This is a genomic window from Steroidobacter flavus, assembly GCF_042651805.1.
Taxonomy (GTDB): Bacteria; Pseudomonadota; Gammaproteobacteria; order Steroidobacterales; family Steroidobacteraceae; genus Steroidobacter; species Steroidobacter flavus.
This window is the reverse complement of record NZ_JBHSDU010000003.1, coordinates 958,191-979,559: the sequence shown is the minus strand read 5'-3', so window position 1 is coordinate 979,559 and position 21,369 is coordinate 958,191. Positions and strand designations below refer to the sequence as shown.

The following is a 21,369-nucleotide window of genomic DNA, read 5'->3' as shown; positions in this document are numbered from 1 at the left end:
CTGCTTGCGAGGTTGAACTAACGATGTTTAGTAATGTTCCATATCGCAGGCGGCGGCCCATGTTCAAACGAATGGCGAGCGAGGCCGTTGTTTCAGGAAGCGCAGCGAGTCTGGCATCGGCCGCTATGCTGATGGCGTGTAGCAAGCTGCATGAAAATAGTGCCGCCGGGGGCTTGAATGGGCCGAGTCAGTGGTTGTGGGGCGAGGCCGAGGCTTACACTCGCGAGGCGAGCCTTCGTCACACGGCAGCCGGTTACGCGATCCATCACGCCACCTCGATCTTCTGGGCCGTGCTGCACGAATCTGTTTTCGGCGGCCGGCGCAAGAAGCCGGCGATACAACACTGCGCCGAAGCCGCAGTCAGCGCGGCAACGGCTTATGTCGTTGACTACCATTTGACGCCGCGCCGTCTTCGGCCCGGCTTTGAAAAGCACGTGAGTTCGACAGGGATGGTCGCGGTGTATGCCGCGTTTGCCGCCGGCCTGGCCATTGCCGCGATCGCGCGCGACAGTCGACGATGAGCTTCGCTAGGGTTGTGACAAGTCGGCCTGTACCACTTCAACCGGCGTCACATCGTCGATCTCCGACAGTGTGCTCACCAGCCTGAGGCAATGCGCGGCCACTTGGCTACGACTCGACCTTCCGAGAGCACGTTGTAATAAGTGTGTTGAGCGGCCGTCGCGCACGCATGGTTGGGCAGGATGCGAACGAGCGAGCCCACCGGCAGGTCGGGCAGCGGCGCGGAGCTGCCGGGACGAATCTCCAGCACGCCGTGTTCCTGATTCGCCTGGCGCATGATGAGGTCGGGATAGGGGCGACCGCTCGGATCGCACACCAGACCGTAGTATTGATCGACCGGTTGATTCGCTGTGCCACGGTCGCGCGACATCGCCATCCAGCCGGCGTCGACCAGGATCTGATGTTTGCTCGGCTGGTGGCCGATCACGCTGGCGAGCACGCTGATCGCGATGTCGTCGATGGAGCAGACGCCGATGCCGGCCATCACCAGATCGAAAAACACAAACACGCCGGCCCGGACTTCGGTGACGCCGGTCAGGTCGCGGGCGAAGTGGGCGGTCGGAGTCGAGCCCACGCTCACCACGGGGGAGGCGAATCCGGCCGCTCGCAATTGTTCAGCACACTGGACTGCGGCTGCTCGTTCTTGTTCAGCGGCGGCCACGAGCTGTGCTTCGCTGCGAGCGTCGTAAGAACCGCCGGCGTGAGTCATGATGCCGCGAGGGTCGGCGCCGCCTTCCTGCAGCGTGCGCGCAATCTCGACCAACAAAGGATCGCCCGGTTGTATACCGGCGCGATGACCGTCGGAATCGATTTCGATCAGCGTCGGAAGTTTGACGCCGAGCTCGCGACATTTCGCGGCCACGGCCTTTGCCTGGTCGAGATTGTCGACGACGATGGACAGATCCACGCCGCGATTTCGCAACGCGACTGCTCGGTTGAGCTTGGCGGGCGCGATGCCGACTGCATACAAAATATCTTTGACGCCGGCGGCCGCGAACTCCTCAGCCTCTTTCAACGTCGACACGGTCGCCGGCCCGGTGGGCGTGGCCATCAGGCGCTGCGCGATGTCGATGGACTTCGACGTCTTGAGATGCGGTCGGAGGCCGACACCGAGCGGTCGCAGATGCTGTTTCAGACGAGCGATGTTCCGATCCATGCGCTGCTGATCGAGCAGCAGGCCCGGCGTGGGCAGGGGGGCCAAGGCGGACTCGGTCGGAGAGGGCTCAAAACTCGTGGACATCGATCTATGCACTTTTGCTGCGGCCTGCCAACGTGGCACGCCTCGACTGAGAATACATCGGTAGAAGCACCGTAATTTTTAAAAATCAGGTTGCACGATCGCCATGCCCTATCCCAATATCGGATGCAAATAACGATGAGTGGATCGGCTCGTGCCCCGACGCCTGCTACTGGGACCGCTTCTGCTCCTGCTCGCCGCCACGGCCGTGGCTGAGAACGAATCGCGCTTACAACAATTCGAATTCGACATTCCGCGCACGACCCGGGTCATGGCGCTGCATGAGCTGAGTCGTCAGGCCGACTTGCTGGTCGCGTACCTGAGCTCCGACGATGCCGAAGAGGTGGGACTGGTCGGGCCGGTAAAAGGGCTGCTCACGGTCGATCAGGTGTTGAGTGTGATCCTGCGCTCGTCTTCGCTCACCTCGCGCTGGATCGAGGACAGCATGGTCTCGGTCGAGCCCCGGCCGCGCTCGGATGTATCGACCGGCCTGCCCGGTGACGCGGTCGCTCGGACCCTGCCGCACTCAACCGACGTGGATCCGTTGCGACTCGAGCCCGAGGAAGTGCTGGTGCTGGGCTGGCCGCTCCGGGATCTCACATTGTCGGTGCCGCCGGTGGTCGTGATGGAGCGCGACGATCTGGATGCCATAGCCGCGCCGACCTTGGCAGACGCGCTCAAATATATTTCTCAGAGTGCTTATTCGCGGCCGGAAGGTTATCGAACCAGCGGCGCGCAGTACGCCGAAATGCGCGGTCTGGGTCCTGACACAGCACTGGTTCTCATCAATGGACGGAGAGCCTTGCCCAGTGCCAACAGCCTCTCGTCCAGCGCATTCGATCTGAACACCATTCCGGTCACCGCGGTGGAGCGCATCGAGTTCTTGCTGGATTCGGCGGCAGCTGCGTATGGCAGCGACGCGATCGGCGGCGTCATCAACATCGTGCTCCGTGACAAAGTGGCTGAACCGACGCTGGAGCTGCGATATGGCGAAGCCGAGGGCGGCGCCGAGCAGGAGCGAGTCACTTTCTCCGCGGGCGTGAACAAGGATCGATATCACGGCGCGGTGGTGTTCGACTATTTCAACATCGGCGGCCTGCTCGGCGATGAGCGCGCTCTGTGGCGCGATCAGGATTTCCGTCGTTATGGCGGGCGCGACCATCGCTCGCTGGTCAGCAGCCCGGGCAATGTCAGCTCGGTGACGGGCAACTTGCCCGGTTTGTCATCGAATGTCGCCGGGGTGCCGTTGGATGGCAGCGACTTCACTGCGACCGCAGGTCAGCCGAATCTGGAAAGTTTGCTCAGATTCTCCAGCATCGTTCCCGAAGCGACGCGACGGACCATCACCGCGATGGGAACGGCGCGGCTCGCCGATCGGATCTCTGCGACGGGCGAACTGCTTTATGTGAACCGCGAGTCGACTTATTACTTTTCGCCGCCCGTCTTGGCCGGCATGCCCGTGTCCGCGAGCAACCCCTACAACCCTTTCGGTACTACGGTGCTGGTCAATCGGTTGCTCACGGAATATCCGTCGCAATCGCAGTCCGTCGACTCGGATCTGTTGCGTTGGGCGGTGGCCTTGCGTGGCGATTGGGGGCGCTGGAATTGGGAGCTGTCGGCCTTGCGCTCCGATGAACAAGCGACCACCGGGCTCGACCATGCGGTGGACCTGGTCGCAGCGATGCGAGCGTTGTCGAATCCCGATCCGGCGCAGGCGCTGAATCCTTTCTCTGCCGGTCCGATCGGCAACAAGGACCTGCTCGACAGTTTGTTGTTGCCTCGTGACGTGGATGAGTTCAGTTCCGGCGGTCAGCAGTTCGCCGGATTCGTGCAGGGGCCGATCTGGTTCCTGCCCGCCGGTCCTCTCACTACTGTGCTGGGCGCGGAGTGGCGCAACGAGTCCATGCGCGCTTCCAACGAGGCCGCGGGTACTTTCGATCACGATAGAGATGTGACTTCCGGGTTCGCGCAGCTTCGCGTGCCACTCATTAGCGACCAGCTGCACACGGCCGTGCCTGGCTTGCACGAGCTGACGCTGACTGCCGGCAGTCGCTGGGACAATTACAGCGAGTTTGGCCATGTGCTGCGCTCACAGCTGGGTCTGTTGTGGAAACCGAATCGTGACTTCAGCGTGCGCGTGTCGGGTGGCAGCAGCTTCCGACCGCCATCGTTATATGAAATGTATCTTCCGAAGATCTCGGCGGTGTCTCGGGTGACCGATCCAGTGCGCCACGAATTGGCGACTGTCCTGTTCACAATGGGCGGCAACAACGAGCTCGAGCCAGCGACGGCGCGCTCGCTCACCGCCGGCGTGGTGTTCAGTCCAGACTCGGCCTACAACTGGAATGTCTCGGCCGACTGGTGGCGCATCGATATGAAGAATCGGGTGGTCTCGGTACCGCCGCAGGTGATGCTGGCCAACGAGGTGCTGTTCCACGATCGCATCGGGCGCGACCCGGTCACTGGCGTGTTGCGAACCATTGACTCATCGCGCATCAACGTCGGTGGCGTCAAAGCAGCCGGGGTGGATTTCGCCGTCAAAGCCGATTTTCTGACCGACTTCGGGCGCTTCACCCCCGAGTTACAAGCCACCTGGTTCGATCGCTTCGACTCCACCGATGTGCCGGGTCAGGCACCGGTGGCTCGGGTCGATCTGGCGAGCGAGCTCGGCACCATCCTCGACTGGCGCGCCATCCTGTCGCTGAAGTGGAAGCGCGGGCCTGTGGGGGGCGCTGTGTTTGCTCGTTACACGCCTTCTTATGACGATGCGGTTGCCGGTGTGCGCACCGGTCGAACGGTGGCCGCGCAGACCTTGTTCGATCTGCAAGGTTCGCTGGACCTGGGCATGGTGTATGGCCGTGAGTCCTGGCTGGAGGGACTGAAATTCTGGGTGGGCGCGATCAACGTGCTCGATGCGAAGCCTAGTTTTGCCGATGTTGGTGACGCTGCTGGTTTCGACTCGTCGCAGAGTGAGCTCAAGGAGCGCACGTACTACATGCGCCTGGAAAAGAAATTCTAAGCGGTGGCGCGGCGTCGCGCGTCGCTCGCGCAAGCTCGCCAGGTTCGCGCCCAGACTTCCACATCCAGATGGCGCAACAGTTCTCCCGGATACACCGGGCTCTTCGACACCCGCTCGCTCAGCGCCTCTTCGACCGCTTTGCGGTTCAGCAATCGCGCCTCAACCAGCACGCCGTCGAGCAGCAGCTCGCGCAGGAAGCTGCGGTGTCGTTCGACCAGTCGATCGATGAACCCCGGCGCTCGATCTTTCCAATTGCGACGAATAATCTCGGCCGGCACATCCTGCGCGAAGGCTTGACGTGCGAGCCCGCGCTCATGTCCGCCTTGAAAGTGCACGTCGACTGGAATGCGCAGAAACAATTCCATCGCGGGTTGTGAATAGAGCGGCGCGAGCACTTCGGGTGCGTCGATGCCGGGCGTAACGTTGTAGAACTCCGGTGTGGCCAGCAAAGCGCCGAGTCGTCGGACGAGCGACCAGGGTACCGATTGCAAATGATCGAGCCACGGATGTGGAAAGCTGGCGGCGTCGGCATAGCTGGCGCGCAGCGCTTCATCGACCAGCGTCGACACCGACAGCAACGTCTTGCGCTGATGTTCCATGCCCGCGCCTCGGCGCCAACGGCGCAGCGATTTCATCATCACGGTCCATGTCGACTCTTCCGTCAACGCCGCGACCCGAGAGGCCAGTCGAAGTGCGCGTGGGCGCAAGCCATGACGCTGCAAATATTCCGAGACGGCGTAGGCGAACGTGTCGCCGCAGAAGCCCGAATCGCCGCCGTCGCCGCAGAACACCGCGGTTGCCTGGTGCTCGCGAGCGATCTGCTGCTCCAGGGTGTTTCTGAGCAGGTACCCCATGGTGGCGGTGGGCTCGACCAGAGGCGGCAAGTTCATCACGTTGGGTAAGGGGATTTGATCCGCGATGGCGGAATGTTCCTGGTGGGGCAACTGATATTTGCCGGCGGCGAGCCGGGCCCAGGGACGTTCATCCGATCGGCCACCGGGCGTGAAGTAGGTGTAACACGCCAACCGGGGCCGGGCAGGGACGTCCGCAAGGCAAGCGGCGATGATGGATGAATCCAGCCCGCCCGACAGTCGATGTAGAACACTCTCGTGATCGCTGCACAGCGTGCGTGTGCATGAACGAACTGTCGAGCGAATGGCTCGAGCGGCAAACGTTGGATCTTCTATAGTCTCGCTCGGGTCGACAAAGCGCAGTGGATGCCAATGAAACGCTCTGGGCTGCGCCGTCCTCTGATCCAGCTCGACACATTCACCGCGATAGACGGTCCGGACTTCATTCAATGCGGGCTGATCCAGAATCCCGCCGTGGAGCACGCGATCCTGCAGATAGCGCTCGTTGATGGTGAACTTGAACAGCTGGGTGTCGACCAGGTCGGCGATGTTTCCAAAGATCACGTGCACGCCCTGAAACGTGGTGCTGAAGCACGGCAGGCTGCCGGTCGGATCTTTGCTCACCCAAGCGCGGTTGCTGACGGGGTCTCGCAACAGGGCGACGTAGTTGCCCCACGTGTGTTCCATCAACCAGCGGCCGCGACTCGCGACGATCTGTTCGCTTTGTTGAATCGTCGGACGGAAGCGGGGTGCGGCCGAGTCATCGGTGAGATCGGTTCGCCGCTCAAACAAGGCGCCGATCAGCACGCCGCGCTCGTCCGGCAACGGCAGGACTTCGAGCGAGCCTTGCCGGAAATTCGGGTGGAGCACCCATAGACCCTTTTTTTGTTCGACTCGACCCCACGATTTGAATCGCGCGCTCAGCCGATCGATCAAAATCCGGGCCGCCGCGCACTGCTCGGTCGCATCGACGTTCCATGCCAAAGCGAGGTAGCGAAACATATATGTCTCCAGGCATCCGGGTGCATTCGGCCGCATGCACCCGGACGGTCACGCTTCAGACATCAGCCCAGATCCGGCACCAGCCCCCAGAAATAGGTGCTGTCCGGAAAGACCGGGACCGGCAGGAACTGTTTTGTTTCTTCAGCGGCATCGCCCAGGTCGACGAGCTCGATGGGATCCATGTCCATTGCCCTCTCCTTCAGAGGCACGTCGAACAACACGGAATGTATTGCCCGGTGCGTGGCGGACCCTGCCATACCAAAATCGGATTGGAATTAAGGGACAGGACGAGGGTTTGGCAGCCGCATTGCGATGATCCGCGCCATCGCTGGAGTTGTTGCCTACATAATTTCGGTCGCCGATTGGGTGACAGACATTGTGTTATTGGTGTTTGGTCGCGCTTCGATAACGTGACGTCCGTCACTGTCCGCGCCCGGGATGCACCGGTGCCAGGGTACGGCAAAGCCTGAAAGCGATGCGGTCGTGTCATGCCGGCCGTGCCGATGCCGATGTATTGGCCGATCGGAGCTGGCCAATACGGGCTGTCGCATGAACTGGCTGATGTCGAAACAACTGACCTTGGTTGCCGCGGGTGCCTGCGCGGCCTGCGCAGCCGTGTCCGCGCAGGCGGGCGATTTCGCGTCGAGCATGAGTTTCGAGGCCGGCTACACCGGCGACTATTTTTCCAATCGTCGCGGCGGGCTGGAGCGCGGCGATCGCCACCTCTCCAATCTCGATGTGGCCGCGACGCTCGATATGGAAGAGCTGTTCGATATCCGCGGGCTGACGTTGTTTGTTTCCGGCCAGAGCAACGCCGGCGGCGGCTTGTCGGATCGTTTCGTCGGCGATTCATTTGCGGTGTCGAATATCGATGCTCCGTCAGCGGCGCGGCTGTTGGAGGTGGGCGCGGCATGGGGGTTCGGCGAGGACGGCGAGCATGGTTTGCGCGTCGGTCTGCTTGATTTGAACGCCGAGTTCGATGCCAGCGACCCGCGTGGTTTGTTCATCAACTCGGTGTTCGGCATCGGTCAGGATTTCAGTCAGAGCGGCGAGAACGGTCCGTCGATCTTCCCGACGACGTCGTTGGGCATGAGCGTCAATCTGCAGGTGGCGTCCGACTGGCATTGGCTCGTCGGCGCTTTCGACGGTGTGCCGGGCGACCCGCATAAGCCCAAAGTGACCACCGTGCATCTGGATCGCAACGACGGCTTGTTGTTGGTCTCCGAGTTACAGCACCTGTCGGAAGGTCGTGTGGAGAAGGTGGCCTTTGGTATGTGGGGCTACACGCAGACCACCGAACACTTAGTAGCCGAAGGCGCGGAGTCGACGGGTTCGACTCACAATCACGGTTGGTATGTTTCAGCCGACTCGCGTCTGGGTGCGTTGGACGAGGTGCGGCCCTGGCGCACGTCGCTGCGCATCGGTCACGCGGAACATAGCGTCAACGATTGCGATTGGTCCGTGATCGGCGCGTTGAATTACGACGTGCCGCGTCCGCCGGGACGAGAACAGAGTTTTGGTATCGGTGCCGCCTGGATCAAAACGTCATCCGCGTTTCGTGACAGCACGGAAGGGTTGGACGATTACGAAGCGGCGGTCGAGCTCACGTGGCGAGCGACGGTTACCGATTGGCTGACCGTGCAGCCCGACGTTCAATACATCGTCAATCCAGGATCACAGCGTTCCCTGCGTAACGCTGTGGTGGTGGGATTGCGCTTCGAAGTCGCTGCGCCGACGTTCAGCTGGTAACAGCGCAGTGCCGGCGCGCTGACGCCGGCACTGCTTTCAACCCTACATGCGGGTGTTGAGACGGAACGTTATCGGCAGCTGCTTCCACATCGCCATCGGCTGACCATCGGTGGTGCCGGGAACGAAGCGCCACTTCTTCGCTTCACGCATCGCCGACTTGTCGAGCCCTTCGTGGCCGCTGGAGCTGACGAGCTTCACATCGCCGACGCGACCGTCCGCGAGGATATAGATCGACAACACCACCGTGCCCTCGTTGCCCGCGCGGATATCCGCCGGCGAATAATAGGGCTCGCTCAGACCGCGACGTGAGTCGATGCGAGGCTCGACGATCTTCGGCAGTGGCTCGGTCGCGCTGCCAGGGCCGACGATCTCGTTCCCGATCTTCGGCACATCATCGATAATCGGATCGGTAATGGTCCGTTCCGTTGGAAAATCGAGGGGAGTCGGCGGGAGCGTGTCCACGCGTTGAACGGGGTTGACGTCGACCGGCGTCAGTGGCTTCGGCGGTGGCGGTGTCGGCTTCTCTGTGATCGGTATCAGCAGCGGGGGCGCCGTCTTGAGGATCGTCAAAGGATTGATCGACAGGCCGTGGGTCAGCGCCCAGAAAAAGCCCATATGCAGTAGCACGATGATCGCCAGCGCCCACGCGCGTGGCGAGTTCCAGTTATTCAACGATGGAAAACTATTAACCGTCGTCGCAGTCATTCCGATTTACTCCCAACGTGTTATTAGAAGCCCGCCCGTGCGCACGAGCGCGCCATGACACGGGTTGCGGCGACGGCCCCATCCGGGTGGCCGATGTTTCAACGCGCCGGACGACGATCGGCGCTGCACCCGCGACTAGAATCTGCTCCCGCGCGGGAGGCTCCCGGAAGTAAGCACATTCCGGTTGGGACGTTGGGGAATTTTTTGTGAGCTGGCGTTGTCAGATATCGGATGTGACTTCTGTCAAGCGCAGGCGCTGTTCGAACTCGCGAACCAGCGCGCCGTCGTCGTGATCCCAGGGGTGGAAGCCGGGACGGAAGAAACTGAGATAGGGCAGGAACAGCCGGCGCACCATGCCGGGCTTGATGACTAAATAAGTAAACACGCGCCACCAGGTGCGCGGCGTGTTGATGCCATCCTGCCTGAAGAAATCCGCCATGCGCTGAAAGTTCGAGTACCAGAACTGCAGGCTGATCAGCACCATCACCTGGCAGCGAATAGCCCAGCGCTTGAATGCCGACAGCTCGCGCGTCACCTCGAGATAGGTGTCGAACGCCACCGCCTTGTGCTCCACTTCTTCGATGGCATGCCATTGCCACAGCCTCAACACTTCGGGCGGCGCGCCGGGCAGCGGATCTTTCTCGGTCAACAGCGTGTGCGCCATGATCGCGGTGAAATGTTCCAACGCCACTGTGATCGCGAGTTGCCCGACCGGATGACGCGAGCGGGCGATGTCGAGCCGACGCCGGATTTCGGCGTCCATCGCGGCGGTCTCGTAACCGGCACTCTTGATGAGCTTGTTGAACACCACGTGCTCGCGGGTGTGCGCGGCTTCCTGTTCGACGAACGCTTTGATCTGTTCCTGCAGGCGGGGCGGCACGCGGTCCCGGAAACGACGCACCGATTCGATAAAGAACGTCTCACCTTGCGGGAAGGAGGCCGACAAGGCGTTGAAGTATGCGGTCGCCACCGGGTCGCCGCCGTGCCACCATTTGGCCTGGACTGCCTTGCGGTCCAGACGCAGGTCTCGCGGCGTGATCGTGAGGTCGGCGGGCGTGCCGGCAGTGGGGGTGTCCATGGCGGCTATTACAAGTTCTTATTGAGAGTATTGTCAATAGTGACTCAGCCGAAGAAAGCACCGCGGCCCACCGGCAAGAATCCGGCTAAATCCCCGGGAAATGTTCATAGTCCGAGGGTGCGCCGTACGCCTGAGGAGGCCCGCACCCTGGCGCTCACGTCGGCGCGCCGGCTGCTGTTGGCCGAGGGGCCCGACGCCATCACTTTGCAGGCCGTCGCCAGCGATCTGGGCATGAGCCACACCAACCTGATTCATCACTTCGGCTCGGCGGCCGGGCTGCAGTCGGAGTTGATGCGGCAGATGGTCAGCGAGCTGACGACCACCATCGAATCGGCCGTCATGCGGCTGCGCGCCGGCAAGGGCGAGGTGAAGGATTTCGTCGATATCGTGTTCGACGCGTTCGACCGGGGCGGCGCGGGCCGGCTGGCCGCATGGATGGCGCTCACGGGCGAATCCATGCATCTGGCGCCGATCGGCGAGGTGGTGCGCGACTATATCGACAGCGTCGAGCGGGGCGCCGACGGCGAGGGCGATGCCGCGACGATTCACGAACGTGTGACATCCGCGACCTTGTTTGTGACGGTCGCGGCGCTCGGCGACGCCATCATTGGCAACGAGTTGCGCAAGATGGTGGGCCGGGAGCGGGAGGCGGTGCGCAAGCTGATGGGCGCGTTGTTGCCCGCCGTGCTGGCCCCGCAGCCGAAGGGAGGCGGCCATTCGTGACCCACAAGTCCTGACCAAAGGCAGTGCCTCGAAACCCCACTTGAACGCAGCTTGCACGCAGCAAATACTCCGCTCATCAACCGCGCGCAGACCCTCCCGTGAGCTCCGGAATCCTGCGAATCGAAGGCCGCGACATGCCCGCAATGAGCGAGCCTTTCAATACCATTCTCGAGGAAATCGCCAGCGAGCTGGAGCTGCGCCCGTTGCTGACCAGCATCATCACGCGCGCGTGCGAGCTGCTCGGTGCGGACAGCGGGTCCATCGGTTTGTATGTGCCGCGCCGTCATACGGTGCAGGTCGAGGCCATTCATCAGTTGCCGCTGACCGAGCTGGGGCTGGAGTTCGAGCCCGGCGAGGGGTTGATCGGTAAGGTGCTGGCCACCGGCCGGCCCGTCATCGTCGATCGTTACGGCGAGCTGCAACGGATTTCCCTGCCCGAGATGCGCGACTACGCGGTCATCGGTGTGCCGATCCCCGGGCCGGGCGGCGGCTTGCTCGGCGTGTTTGGCATCGGCGCGCCGCCGCCGCGCAAGTTTGGTGCGGCCGACCTCGACACGCTGCGTTTGTTTGCTCGCCACGCAGCGATCGCGATTCAAAACGCCATGCGCTACGAGCGCGAGAAACGTCGCACCGAGCGGATGACGTTGATTGCTCACATCGCTCGGGTCATCACCGCCGGCCTCGATGCCAATGAGCTGGTGGCGACGGCGGCGCAAGTGATTCATGAGCACTTGGGTTATCCGAACGTCGTCATCCCGTTGCTGTTTCGTGACGATGACGGGGAATATTTGTTGTTCGATGGGCATGCTGGCAACTACGGCGACATCATGGATCTGTCCCACCGAATTCCTGTCACCAAAGGCGTGACCGGGACGGCTGTGATGACGCGCACGGCGCAGATCGTCAACGACGTTCGCAAAGATCCCCGCTATGTGCCGCCGCCGATCCCGATCAATGTTCGTACCGAGCTGGCCATGCCTATCGTGCTCGGCGAGGAAGTGTTCGGCTGTATCAATATTGAAGGCCTGAATCCGTTCGATGAGGACGATGTCGCGAGCATTCAGATCATCGCCGATCACCTGGCGGTCGCGATCAAGAACACCAGTCTGTCGCGTGAAGCCCGGCAGGCGGCGGTGATGCGCGAACGTCAGCGTCTGGCGCGCGATCTGCACGACGCGGTGAGTCAGGCGTTGTCGTCGATCAGCCTGATGTCACAATCGATTGTGCCCGCGTGGCGTCGCGATCCGGCGGAAGGCGAGCGTCGCGCTCGTCGCATCGAGGAACTGGCGCGTCTCGCGTTCGCCGAGATGCGTGCGCTGCTGCGAGAGTTGCGGCCGGATTCGACGAGTGAAGCAGGCACGAGCGCGATTGAGAATGCCGGCGTTGCCGACGTGAAGAAGATGGGCCTGGCCGCGGCGTTACAGCGCTTCGCTTTTATTTTGGCCCCGCAGACGCCGAGCATCCGGCTCGACTTCGCCGCGTACCGTTCGCAGCCGCCGTCGCTGGAAGAGCGCTTGTATCTGATCTGTCGCGAAGCCTTGTCGAATGCCATCCGCCATTCGGGCGCGGATCGGCTGGATGTGAGCGCCGCGGTGAATGACGATGTGTTGATGTTAAGTGTTCAGGACAACGGCCGCGGCTTCGACGTCGCCGCCCGGGCCGAAGTCACTGGAGATTCTCCCGAACAAGGGATCGGCTTGCAGACCATGAGCGAGCGCGCCGCCGCGCTCGGCGGCGTCTGTGAAGTTCAATCGCAGTCTGGACGAGGGACGACGGTATGTATTCGCATTCCATTGCTGGCGATGACACCATGACTGCCACCATCAAGCTGCTGCTTGTCGACGATCACGGCATCGTTCGCGAAGGCCTCCGCGCGCTGCTCGACGACGGCGAAGAGTTCGTCATCGTCGGCGAAGCCGGCAACGGAGACGAAGCGTGCGATGCCGTGCGCCGCTTGCAGCCGGACATCGTGCTCATGGATCTAAAGATGCCCGGCATGGCCGCCAGCGACGCCATCCGCGTCATCCGCGCCACCTCACCCACGGTGAAAGTCATCGCGCTGACTTCCTACGCCGAAGACGGTCAGGTCCGCGAAATCATGGCCGCCGGCGCCGCCGGCTACATCCTCAAAGACGTCACCAAATCCGACTTCGTCACCGCCCTCCGCACCGTCGCCGGCGGCCAGACCTGGCTGCACCCCCTGGCTCAACGCTCTTTGGTCGAACAGCTACGCAATCGCCAAGCCGACCCTTTGGCGCTGCTTACTCAGCGTGAGCGGAGCGTGCTCGATCTGATCGCTCGCGGTATGAGCAATCGTCAGATCGGCGACGAGTTACATCTCACGGAGGGGACGGTGAAGGGTTACGTCAGCACGATTCTCGCGAAGCTGAAGCTCGAAGATCGGACGCAGGCGGCGTTGTTTGCGGTCCAGCGGGGGCTGGGGCGGCGGTGATGGCTGCGACGGATCCGCACAGCGCTATCGTCGATGCCATCAAGCGACGAGTGCTGCTGCGGTTCCGCTACAACGGGCGTGTTCGCACCGTTCAGCCATATTGCGTCGGCGTATCGACCGCTGGCCGCGACGTGCTTCGTGCAATCGAAGTTGGTGGCGCCCGCTTCGGCAAACTTTGGACGCTGTCCGAAATGTCCGATGTGCAGGTGCTCGAGCAAACGTTCACGCCCGACGATCCTAACTACAATCCAGACGACAAGGGGATGACGAAGATCTACTGTCGGATCTAGTCAATTCACCAAGCCGCCATCCTCGTACCTGAACCGGTAAACCCGATCGTTCCAGTCGATAGCCTGCACATACTGAGGATGCAGAGAGAACTCGCCCGTGAAGATGTCCGCGCCTGATGCGTTCCAAAGCAGGCGGCCATCATTCGAGAAACGGCTGATCTCCAGCTCGCCGTGAGAAATCAGGGCTTGATGGTGCGTATCGAAATGGATGCCGAAGCAGGTGGCTGAATCGGTCTCTAGCATCCATTGAAATCGGAACGGTTTCAGTTCGACGCATACCACGCAATCGCCGACCGCGAGATACAAAGAGCTATCCACGTAGACGCCGGAATGTTGATGGACGCTGGAGGGACCGCCGCCGCGGCCGAAGACAGCGAGTGGGGCGCCGTTGAGGATCAGTCCGTGAATGGAGAAGGGCCGCGAGTCGACGGTGAGATTGTGCTCGACTGGATAAGAGCGAACGTTGTCGGCGGAACAGAAGGTGTGCGCGGGCTCGTTGATGATTTCGACGATGCCCGCGTCGGTTTCGATTCGCATTCCTAGACCGAATACCCTTCCTTCGTAAACGGCATCGACCGCACCCGATGCCCCGTCGCCGCAAAGATCGCATTCGCAATCGCCGGAGCAACCGGCGGCAATGCCGGTTCGCCGATGCCCGTGGGAGTGAAGTCGCTTTCGATGAAGTACGACTCGACCTTCGGCGCATTGGGAATGCGAAGGATCGAGTAGGTGTCGAAGTTGTTTTGTTTGATCCGGCCGTTCTCGAAATCGATCTGCTGGGCCAGCGCGGCGCTGAAGCCGTCGGTGACTGCGCCTTCGGTTTGATTCTCGGCGCCGCTCATGTTGACGATGGGGCCGACGTCGCCGGCGACGACGATGCGATGGATGGTGATCTTGCGGTTCTCGTCGACGCTCACGTCGGCGACTTCGGCGAAGTGGCCGGCGTGGCTGAAGTGGAAGGCCAGGCCGAGGCCGCGGCCTTTCGGCAGCTTCTGTCCCCAGCCGGCTTTCTCGGCGGCGAGCTTGATGACCGCGGCCGCACGACCGGTATTCAGTGCAAACTCGTTGCCCTGTTGCAGCCAACGCGGCTCGCCCATGATTTCCAGCAGAAATTCCAGGTGATCGCGGTTCGCGGCGACCGAGCATTCGTGCAGGAACGATTGCGTGGCGAACGCAATCGAGCACGAGCGGGGTGCGCGCCACGGGCCTGTGGGAATTTGCAATGGAAGCTTGGTTTGCGTGAGTCGCGCATTGGGAATCAGTTGCGCAGGGAACTCTTCGGCTGACATGTCACCGCCGCTGGTCGGGCGCTGGCCGTCCTGGGTGAAAGTGATGAAATGATCCTGCCACGCGATCAGCTTGCCCGCCTTGTCGAGACCGCCTTTGAACGAATGGAAGCCCCCGACTCGATAGAAGTCGTGGTGCATGTCGTCCTCACGCGTCCACTGCAGCTTCACCGGCACGCCGGCCTGCTTGGCGATGGCGGCGGCTTCGCACATGTAGTCGTTCATCAAACGACGGCCGAAGCCGCCGCCGACGCGCGTCTGGTGCAATGTGACTTTCTCCGGCGGAATGCCGAGCACATCGGACACCAGTTTCAAGCCGGCTTCGGGCGTCTGCGTCGGCGACCAGATCTCGATCGCGCCATCTTTGAACACCGCGGTGGTGTTCTGCGGCTCGAGCGGAGCGTGAGCAATGAACGGATAGGTGTAGAACGCTTCGACCGGTTTCGCCTCGGCGAACACCTTGTCGACGTCGCCGTTGTTACGAATCGAATCCGGGCCCGATTGCGACGCGAGCTTCTGCGCCTGTTCTACGTACGAAGCCCAGCTGTCCTTGGAAGCTGTCGACTCGTCCCACTTCACTTGTAACTTCTGACGCGCGCTGAACGCAGCCCAAGTGGACTTGGCGAGAATCGCCACGCCCGGCATCACTTCAGTGGGCTTGCCGGTGCCATTCAAAACAAATGCCTGCGTCACGCCCGGCAGCTTCCGAATCTCATCGAGATTCGCTTCCACAACTTTGCCGCCAACAGCGGGGCATTTCACGAACACGGCGTACTGCATGCCCGGCACCACTTGATCGATGCCGAACAGCGGCTTGCCCGTGACGATGGCGTGGTTGTCGACACCGCCGATGCGCTTGCCGAGCAGTTTGTATTCGCTGCGAGTCTTGAGCTTGAGCGCCTTCTCATCCGGCACCGGCAGCGCCGCGGCCGCAGTGGCCAGCGAGGCATACGTCGCCTTGCGCTTGCTCGCCTTGTGGAAGACGGTGCTGTTCTCCGTGGTGAGCTCCGCTTCGCTCACATTCCACTGTTTGGCAGCGGCGCTGACGAGCATTGCGCGACCGGTCGCGCCGGCGCGTCGCAATTGATCCCACGACGTCGGAATGGAACGCGAGCCACCCGCGCTCTGACGACCATACACAGCGGGATTGATCGCGGCTTGTTCGACTTTCACGTGCGCCCAATCCGCATCGAGCTCTTCGGCGATGATCATCGGGAACGCGGTCTTGATGCCCTGACCGATCTCCGGGGCCTTGGAATACAGCGTGATCGTGCCTTCCGGCGAAATGCGCAGGAACGCATTCGGCGCGAACTCTTTGCCCTTCGCAGCGGCCAGAGCAACGTCCTTCTCACCGACGTAGAACGCCAGCACCAGACCGCCACCGACCAGGCCGGTGACTTTCAGGAACTGGCGTCGGCTGACTTTGCCGACGGACGATTGCGCCTCGGCGGCGCGGAGCAGGTCCTGCACATATGCATCGGCGGACAGGATCGAAGATTCGATGGCGCTCATGGGAACCTCCGATTAATTCTGGCTGACCAGGTCGCCGTTCACTTTGGCCGCGGCCGCGTGAATGGCTTTGCGAATACGGGTGTAAGTGCCGCAGCGGCAGATGTTGCCGGCCATCGCAGCGTCGATGTCGGCATCGGTGGGCTTGGGATTGCTCTTGAGCAGCGCGGTCGCCGACATGATCTGGCCCGCTTGGCAGTAACCGCACTGAGCGACATCGTGCTCGATCCACGCGGCCTGCACGGCGCTCAACTTGCCGTCCTTGCTCGCCAGGCCTTCGATCGTCGTGATCTTCTGACCCACGACCGCGCTCGCCGGAATGGAACAAGAGCGCACCGGTGCGCCATTGAGATGCACGGTGCAGGCTCCGCACTGAGCGACACCGCAGCCGTACTTGGTGCCGACCAAACCGAGATGATCGCGGAGGACCCACAGCAGCGGCGTGGCGTCGTCCGCGTCCTTGACCTCGAGATCTTTACCGTTGATGTTCAAGCGCATGGGAGTCTTCCTGGCTCGGGGCTGGGATGAGGCGGTCGATTCTTTCACGGGCTCCGGCCAGCGACAATGCAACCGACCGCGCGAGGGTGGCGATTTATCGCGCTTGATGGTGAGGAAGTGCCAACACCCGCCGCTTCGCTGACAATGCGCTGACCTGCGCCTGACAACGCCGATGCGCGGTGTGGAACTGACGCAACGGATCGCTTGTGTAGAATCGGGTTCGAAGACTTCCTGAGCGATGAGGGGAGAGCAGTTTTGAGCACTACTGTGAGTGATAACGCGACAGCCGCCGACGTGGCCGGCGCCATTCAGGCCGATGCGGTCATCGTTGGAGCGGGACCGTGCGGCCTGTTCCAGATTTTCGAACTGGGGCTGCTGGGCATTCGGGCCCACATCATCGACTCGCTCCAGCATCCGGGCGGTCAGTGCAGCGAGCTGTACCCGGAGAAACCGATCTACGACATCCCGGCGCTGCCGGTCTGCGGCGCGCAGGAACTGGTCGATCGATTGTTACAGCAGGCCAAGCCGTTCAACGCGCAGTTTCATATGGGGCAGGAAGTCACCGAGCTGAAGGTGTTGCCCGACCATACATTCCTGTTACGCACGTCGCTCGACACCCGCTTTCATGCGAAGACGGTGATCATCGCCGGCGGTCTCGGCTCGTTTCAGCCGCGTCGACTCGGTTGCGAAGGGGTCGAGGCGTTCGAGAACACGAGCATTCATTACAAAGTGAAGAACTCGGCCGAGTTCACCGGCAAGCATCTGCTGATCTTCGGCGGCGGCGATTCCGCGCTCGACTGGACCCTCGAATTTGCCGGCAAAGCCCGCAGCGTCACGCTGGTGCATCGTCGTCCGGAATTTCGCGCCGCGCCGGCGTCGGTCGCGAAGATGCACGACCTCGTCAGCTCCGGAAGCATGCGCTACGTGGAAGCGATCGCGCAGTCGCTCATCACCGAGGGCGGCGAGTTCAAAGGCGTGCGTGTGAAGAAGAGTGATGGTGCGATCGATGAGCTGCACGCGGACAAAGCATTGGTGTTTTTCGGCCTGCATCCGAAGCTCGGCCCGATTGCCGAGTGGGGCCTGGGGCTCGACAAGCGCGCCATCCTGGTCGACACCGAAAAATTCCAGACCAGCGTGCCGGGTATTTTCGCGGTGGGTGACATCAACACGTATCCCGGCAAGAAGAAGCTGATTCTGTCCGGTTTCCACGAGGCGGCACTGGCGGCCTTCGCGGTCGCGGCGCATTTGAATCCCGCCAAGAAGATTCCCCTGCAATACACGACCACCAGTCCCATCATGCAAAAGCGGCTGGGAGTGGCCGGAGAGCAGTAGTCGTGAATCCGTTGTTGGTCGATCTGCTCCAGGTGTTGAAGCTGGAGCGGTTGGAAATCGATTTGTTTCGGGGCCAGAGCCGCAGGCTCGCGGGCGGTCGCGTATTCGGCGGGCAAGTGCTGGGTCAGGCGCTGGCCGCGGCGTATGCGACGGTCGAGGGACGCGAGGCGCATTCGTTGCACGCGTATTTCCTGCGGGCCGGCGATGCGGACCATCCCATCGTGTACGAAGTGGATCGGAGCCGTGACGGTCGCGGCTTCACGTCGCGTCGCGTGGTCGCCATTCAGCATGGCCAGCAGATCTTTCACATGTCGGCGTCGTTTCAGGTGCCCGAAGCGGCCATCGATCGTCAGGCCGATATGCCCAAGGTGCCGCCGCCGGAATCGGTGCCCGATCTCGCGACCGCTGTGGCCGACGCCAAGCGCCTGGCGCCGGATCGACCCTCGCCGTTCAGGATCCACGAGCATCCGTTCGAATTCCGGCCCGCTGAGTTGCCCGATCCGTTGGCCGAGGTGCCGCGCGACCCGCAGGTGAAGGTGTGGATTCGTCTGGTGGAGCGGGTTCCGGACGACCCGGTTCTGCATCACTGCCTGCTGGCTTACACCTCGGACTACTTCCTGCTGGGGGCGGCCAGCATGGACGCGCGTATGACGAATGAACGCGAGCAGCTGCAGATGGCGAGCATCGACCACGCAATGTGGTTTCACCGTCCGGCGCGGCCGGATGAATGGCTGCTCTACGTGCTGGATAGCCCGACGGCGTCTGGGGCGCGCGGGTTCGCGCGAGGCAGCCTGTTCACCCGCGACGGCCGGCTGGTCGCATCGACTGCTCAAGAGGGTCTGGTCCGACGCCTAAGTCCTTGATCCTTGTGACCCCTTTCTAACCGGCATCTGGTCATATCCAAGTCGAATTTCTCCCGTCGTGGAGCGGGCTTACAGTCCCGCACCATGTATCAGTACGACCAGATCGACCAAACGCTCGTGGACCAGCGCGTCGCCCAGTATCGGGACCAGACGCAGCGGTTTCTGGCGGGCCAGCTGTCCGAGGACGATTTCCGGGCCCTGCGACTCCGCAACGGCCTGTACATCCAGAAGCATGCGCCGATGTTGCGCATCTCGATTCCGTACGGCCTGTTGCGTCCCGATCAGGTTCGGATGCTCGGCCGGATCGCGCGCGAATTCGACAAGGGCTATGGCCACTTCTCCACGCGCCAGAACATGCAGTTCAACTGGCCGAAGCTCGAGCAGGTGCCGGACATCCTGGCGTTGCTCGCGACGGTGCAGCTGCACGGCATTCAAACCAGCGGTAACTGCATTCGTAACGTGACTTCCGATCATCTGGCCGGCGTCGCGGCCGATGAGTTGGAAGATCCGCGTCCGTGGTGCGAATACGTGCGCCAGTGGGCAACGTTACATCCCGAGTTCTCGTATCTGCCGCGTAAGTTCAAGATCGCGGTCACCGGCTCGCCGGCGGATCGCGCCGCTTCACGCGTGCACGACGTGGGCTTGCACCTCGTGAAGAACGAGCAGGGCGAAGTTGGATTCGAAGTGCTGGTTGGCGGCGGCCTCGGACGCGCGCCGATGATCGGCCACGTGATCCGCGAGTTCCTGCCGAAGAAGGATCTGCTCGCGTACCTCGAAGCCATCCTGCGCGTGTACAACCTCGAAGGTCGTCGCGACAACATTCACAAGGCGCGTATCAAGATCCTTGTGAAGGCGATCGGTCCGGACAAGTTCCGCGAATTGGTCGAAGAGGAATTTGCGGCTGCGAAGGACACCGCGCCGGTGTTCGATGCCGCCGGCTTCGAGCGCATCAAGTCGTACTTCGCGCCGAAGGCCTACGAGACGCTGCAGGATCAGGATGTGGTGTCCGGCAAGCCGCAGGAATTCCGCAACTGGTACCAGTACAACACTCGCAAGCACAAGGTTGCGGGTTATCGCGCCGTGTTCCTGTCGCTCAAGTCGCCGAAGCGTCCGCCGGGTGACATCACCGCGGATGAGCTGGACCACGTTGCCGCGCTCGCCGAACAATATTCGCTCGGCGAAATCCGCTCGACGCACGATCAGAACGTACTGTTCGCCCACGTGAAGCAGAGCGATCTGTTCGCGCTATGGCAGCAGCTGAAGCTGCACGATCTGGCGACGGCCAACATCGGCACGCTCACCGACATGATCTGCTGCCCCGGCGGCGATTTCTGCGCGCTGGCGAATGCGCGCTCCATTCCGCTGGCCGAGCAGATCAACGAGCGGTTCGACAGCCTCGATTACCTCTACGATCTGGGCGAGATCCAGCTGAAGATGTCCGGCTGCATGAATGGCTGCGGCCATCACTCGGTCGGTCACATCGGTGTGCTCGGCGTCGATAAGGACGGCGAGGAGTGGTACCAGATCACCCTCGGCGGCTCGACCGGCGGTCATGACGCGTCGCTGGGCAAGGTGATCGGCCCGTCTGTCGCGCACGACGACGTTGCCGAGACCATCGAACGCATCATCAATGTTTTCGTCGAGCACCGGCAGGAAGAGGAACGTTTCCTCGACACCTTCCGTCGCATCGGCGTCGCTCCTTTCAAGGCCAAGGTTTATGCGCCAGCTGATCAAGCAGCGTGAAGTTATCGTCGATGAGTGGCGTTACGCCGACGAAGATCCGGTCGGCCGCGAACGCGCGCTGATCCTGCCGTTCGCCCGCTGGAAAGCGGAGCGCGAGCAGTGGTGGCTGTGGGACGGCCGTCTCGGCGTGCGCCTCGGCGTCACCGACAAGGTGGACGAGCTGAAGAACGACTTCACTCGCATCGGACTGGTCGCGCTCGAGTTCGGGGGTATCGGCGAAGGTCGTGGCTATAGCCAGGCCGCTCTGCTTCGCACGCGGTACAAGTTCACCGGTGAGCTGCGCGCGGTGGGCAAGATCCAGCGCGATCAATTGTTTTATATGGCGCGCTGTGGCTTCGACACGTTCGAGCTGCCCGAAGGCACCAATCTCGATGTGGCGCTCACGGCGTTCGACGATTTCTCCGTCGCCTATCAGGGCGCGTTCGACGCCGCCGGCGTGCACGTTCAGCGTCGCGCGGTCGGCTAAACAAACCCGATCCTCCCCTGCGTTCCACTACCCCGATCGGGGCGTAG

19 protein-coding genes are annotated in these 21,369 nt (G+C 62.2%); 11 read left to right on the top strand and 8 right to left on the bottom strand.

The features are described from left to right. Positions 1 to 194 precede the first annotated feature (194 nt). A complete protein-coding gene (locus ACFPN2_RS09860; RefSeq protein WP_380596439.1) occupies positions 195 to 521 on the top strand; it encodes a hypothetical protein in 327 nt (108 codons plus the stop codon). 74 nt (positions 522 to 595) lie between these two features. Here the strand turns inward: ACFPN2_RS09860 and ACFPN2_RS09855 are convergent, their stop codons facing one another. Then, positions 596 to 1,759 carry a DSD1 family PLP-dependent enzyme gene (locus ACFPN2_RS09855; RefSeq protein WP_380596438.1) on the bottom strand — a complete coding sequence of 388 codons (1,164 nt, stop codon included), beginning with the start codon at positions 1,757 to 1,759 and terminating at the stop codon, positions 596 to 598. Between the two features lie 151 nt (positions 1,760 to 1,910). Here ACFPN2_RS09855 and ACFPN2_RS09850 point away from each other — a divergent pair, with 151 nt between their 5' ends. Next, complete coding sequence (locus ACFPN2_RS09850; protein WP_380596437.1) at positions 1,911 to 4,775, top strand: TonB-dependent receptor; 2,865 nt, start codon at positions 1,911 to 1,913, stop codon at positions 4,773 to 4,775. Here ACFPN2_RS09850 and ACFPN2_RS09845 read toward each other — a convergent pair. Both ACFPN2_RS09845 and ACFPN2_RS09840 read right to left on the bottom strand, forming a co-directional pair. Beyond that, complete coding sequence (locus ACFPN2_RS09845) at positions 4,772 to 6,628, bottom strand: asparagine synthase-related protein (RefSeq protein WP_380596436.1); 1,857 nt, start codon at positions 6,626 to 6,628, stop codon at positions 4,772 to 4,774. The genes ACFPN2_RS09850 and ACFPN2_RS09845 overlap by 4 nt on opposite strands. 62 nt (positions 6,629 to 6,690) lie before the next feature. After that, on the bottom strand, positions 6,691 to 6,816 hold the full coding sequence (locus ACFPN2_RS09840; RefSeq protein WP_380596435.1) for a hypothetical protein: 126 nt from the start codon (positions 6,814 to 6,816) through the stop codon (positions 6,691 to 6,693). A 361-nt stretch (positions 6,817 to 7,177) separates the two neighbouring features. On the opposite strand from ACFPN2_RS09840, the gene ACFPN2_RS09835 reads away from it, so the two are divergent. Continuing rightward, positions 7,178 to 8,377: a carbohydrate porin gene (locus tag ACFPN2_RS09835; protein WP_380596434.1), complete on the top strand. Its 1,200-nt coding sequence runs from the start codon at positions 7,178 to 7,180 to the stop codon at positions 8,375 to 8,377. 42 nt (positions 8,378 to 8,419) lie between these two features. On the opposite strand, the gene ACFPN2_RS09830 is transcribed toward ACFPN2_RS09835, so the two are convergent. Both ACFPN2_RS09830 and ACFPN2_RS09825 read right to left on the bottom strand, forming a co-directional pair. Continuing rightward, on the bottom strand, positions 8,420 to 9,082 hold the full coding sequence (locus ACFPN2_RS09830; protein WP_380596433.1) for an energy transducer TonB: 663 nt from the start codon (positions 9,080 to 9,082) through the stop codon (positions 8,420 to 8,422). Between the two features lie 220 nt (positions 9,083 to 9,302). Then, a complete protein-coding gene (locus ACFPN2_RS09825; RefSeq protein ID WP_380596432.1) occupies positions 9,303 to 10,160 on the bottom strand; it encodes a metal-dependent hydrolase in 858 nt (285 codons plus the stop codon). Positions 10,161 to 10,277: 117 nt separating this feature from the next. On the opposite strand from ACFPN2_RS09825, the gene ACFPN2_RS09820 reads away from it, so the two are divergent. The 4 genes from ACFPN2_RS09820 (at position 10,278) to ACFPN2_RS09805 (ending at position 13,625) form a co-directional block, all read left to right on the top strand. After that, positions 10,278 to 10,883, top strand: coding sequence for a TetR/AcrR family transcriptional regulator (locus ACFPN2_RS09820; protein WP_380596431.1), 606 nt, complete (start codon positions 10,278 to 10,280; stop codon positions 10,881 to 10,883). 98 nt (positions 10,884 to 10,981) lie between these two features. Further along, positions 10,982 to 12,697 carry a GAF domain-containing protein gene (locus ACFPN2_RS09815; RefSeq protein WP_380596430.1) on the top strand — a complete coding sequence of 572 codons (1,716 nt, stop codon included), beginning with the start codon at positions 10,982 to 10,984 and terminating at the stop codon, positions 12,695 to 12,697. Next, a complete protein-coding gene (locus ACFPN2_RS09810; RefSeq protein ID WP_380596429.1) occupies positions 12,694 to 13,335 on the top strand; it encodes a response regulator in 642 nt (213 codons plus the stop codon). Before ACFPN2_RS09815 ends, ACFPN2_RS09810 begins: the two co-directional genes overlap by 4 nt. Continuing rightward, positions 13,335 to 13,625 (top strand): WYL domain-containing protein, encoded by a 291-nt coding sequence (locus tag ACFPN2_RS09805; protein WP_380596428.1) that lies wholly within the window; start codon positions 13,335 to 13,337, stop codon positions 13,623 to 13,625. The genes ACFPN2_RS09810 and ACFPN2_RS09805 overlap by 1 nt, the downstream gene beginning before the upstream one ends. On the opposite strand, the gene ACFPN2_RS09800 is transcribed toward ACFPN2_RS09805, so the two are convergent. Genes ACFPN2_RS09800 through ACFPN2_RS09790 form a run of 3 tightly spaced genes read right to left on the bottom strand, consistent with a single transcriptional unit; the run spans position 13,626 to position 16,918 of the window. Further along, the gene (locus tag ACFPN2_RS09800; RefSeq protein ID WP_380596427.1) at positions 13,626 to 14,162 is read right to left on the bottom strand and encodes a hypothetical protein; all 537 of its coding nucleotides are present in this window, start codon (positions 14,160 to 14,162) and stop codon (positions 13,626 to 13,628) included. Positions 14,163 to 14,164: 2 nt separating this feature from the next. After that, positions 14,165 to 16,423, bottom strand: coding sequence for a xanthine dehydrogenase family protein molybdopterin-binding subunit (locus ACFPN2_RS09795; protein ID WP_380596426.1), 2,259 nt, complete (start codon positions 16,421 to 16,423; stop codon positions 14,165 to 14,167). Positions 16,424 to 16,435: 12 nt separating this feature from the next. Beyond that, the gene (locus tag ACFPN2_RS09790) at positions 16,436 to 16,918 is read right to left on the bottom strand and encodes a (2Fe-2S)-binding protein (protein ID WP_380596425.1); all 483 of its coding nucleotides are present in this window, start codon (positions 16,916 to 16,918) and stop codon (positions 16,436 to 16,438) included. A gap of 267 nt (positions 16,919 to 17,185) precedes the next feature. Here ACFPN2_RS09790 and ACFPN2_RS09785 point away from each other — a divergent pair, with 267 nt between their 5' ends. The 4 genes from ACFPN2_RS09785 (at position 17,186) to ACFPN2_RS09770 (ending at position 21,322) form a co-directional block, all read left to right on the top strand. Then, positions 17,186 to 18,250: an NAD(P)/FAD-dependent oxidoreductase gene (locus ACFPN2_RS09785; RefSeq protein WP_380600090.1), complete on the top strand. Its 1,065-nt coding sequence runs from the start codon at positions 17,186 to 17,188 to the stop codon at positions 18,248 to 18,250. 2 nt (positions 18,251 to 18,252) lie between these two features. Then, entirely contained in the window at positions 18,253 to 19,113 is an 861-nt protein-coding gene (locus ACFPN2_RS09780) for an acyl-CoA thioesterase (RefSeq protein ID WP_380596424.1), read from the top strand. Between the two features lie 84 nt (positions 19,114 to 19,197). After that, the gene (locus ACFPN2_RS09775; protein WP_380596423.1) at positions 19,198 to 20,856 is read left to right on the top strand and encodes a nitrite/sulfite reductase; all 1,659 of its coding nucleotides are present in this window, start codon (positions 19,198 to 19,200) and stop codon (positions 20,854 to 20,856) included. After that, positions 20,831 to 21,322 carry a DUF934 domain-containing protein gene (locus ACFPN2_RS09770; RefSeq protein WP_380596422.1) on the top strand — a complete coding sequence of 164 codons (492 nt, stop codon included), beginning with the start codon at positions 20,831 to 20,833 and terminating at the stop codon, positions 21,320 to 21,322. Before ACFPN2_RS09775 ends, ACFPN2_RS09770 begins: the two co-directional genes overlap by 26 nt. The last annotated feature ends 47 nt before the right edge of the window (positions 21,323 to 21,369 follow it).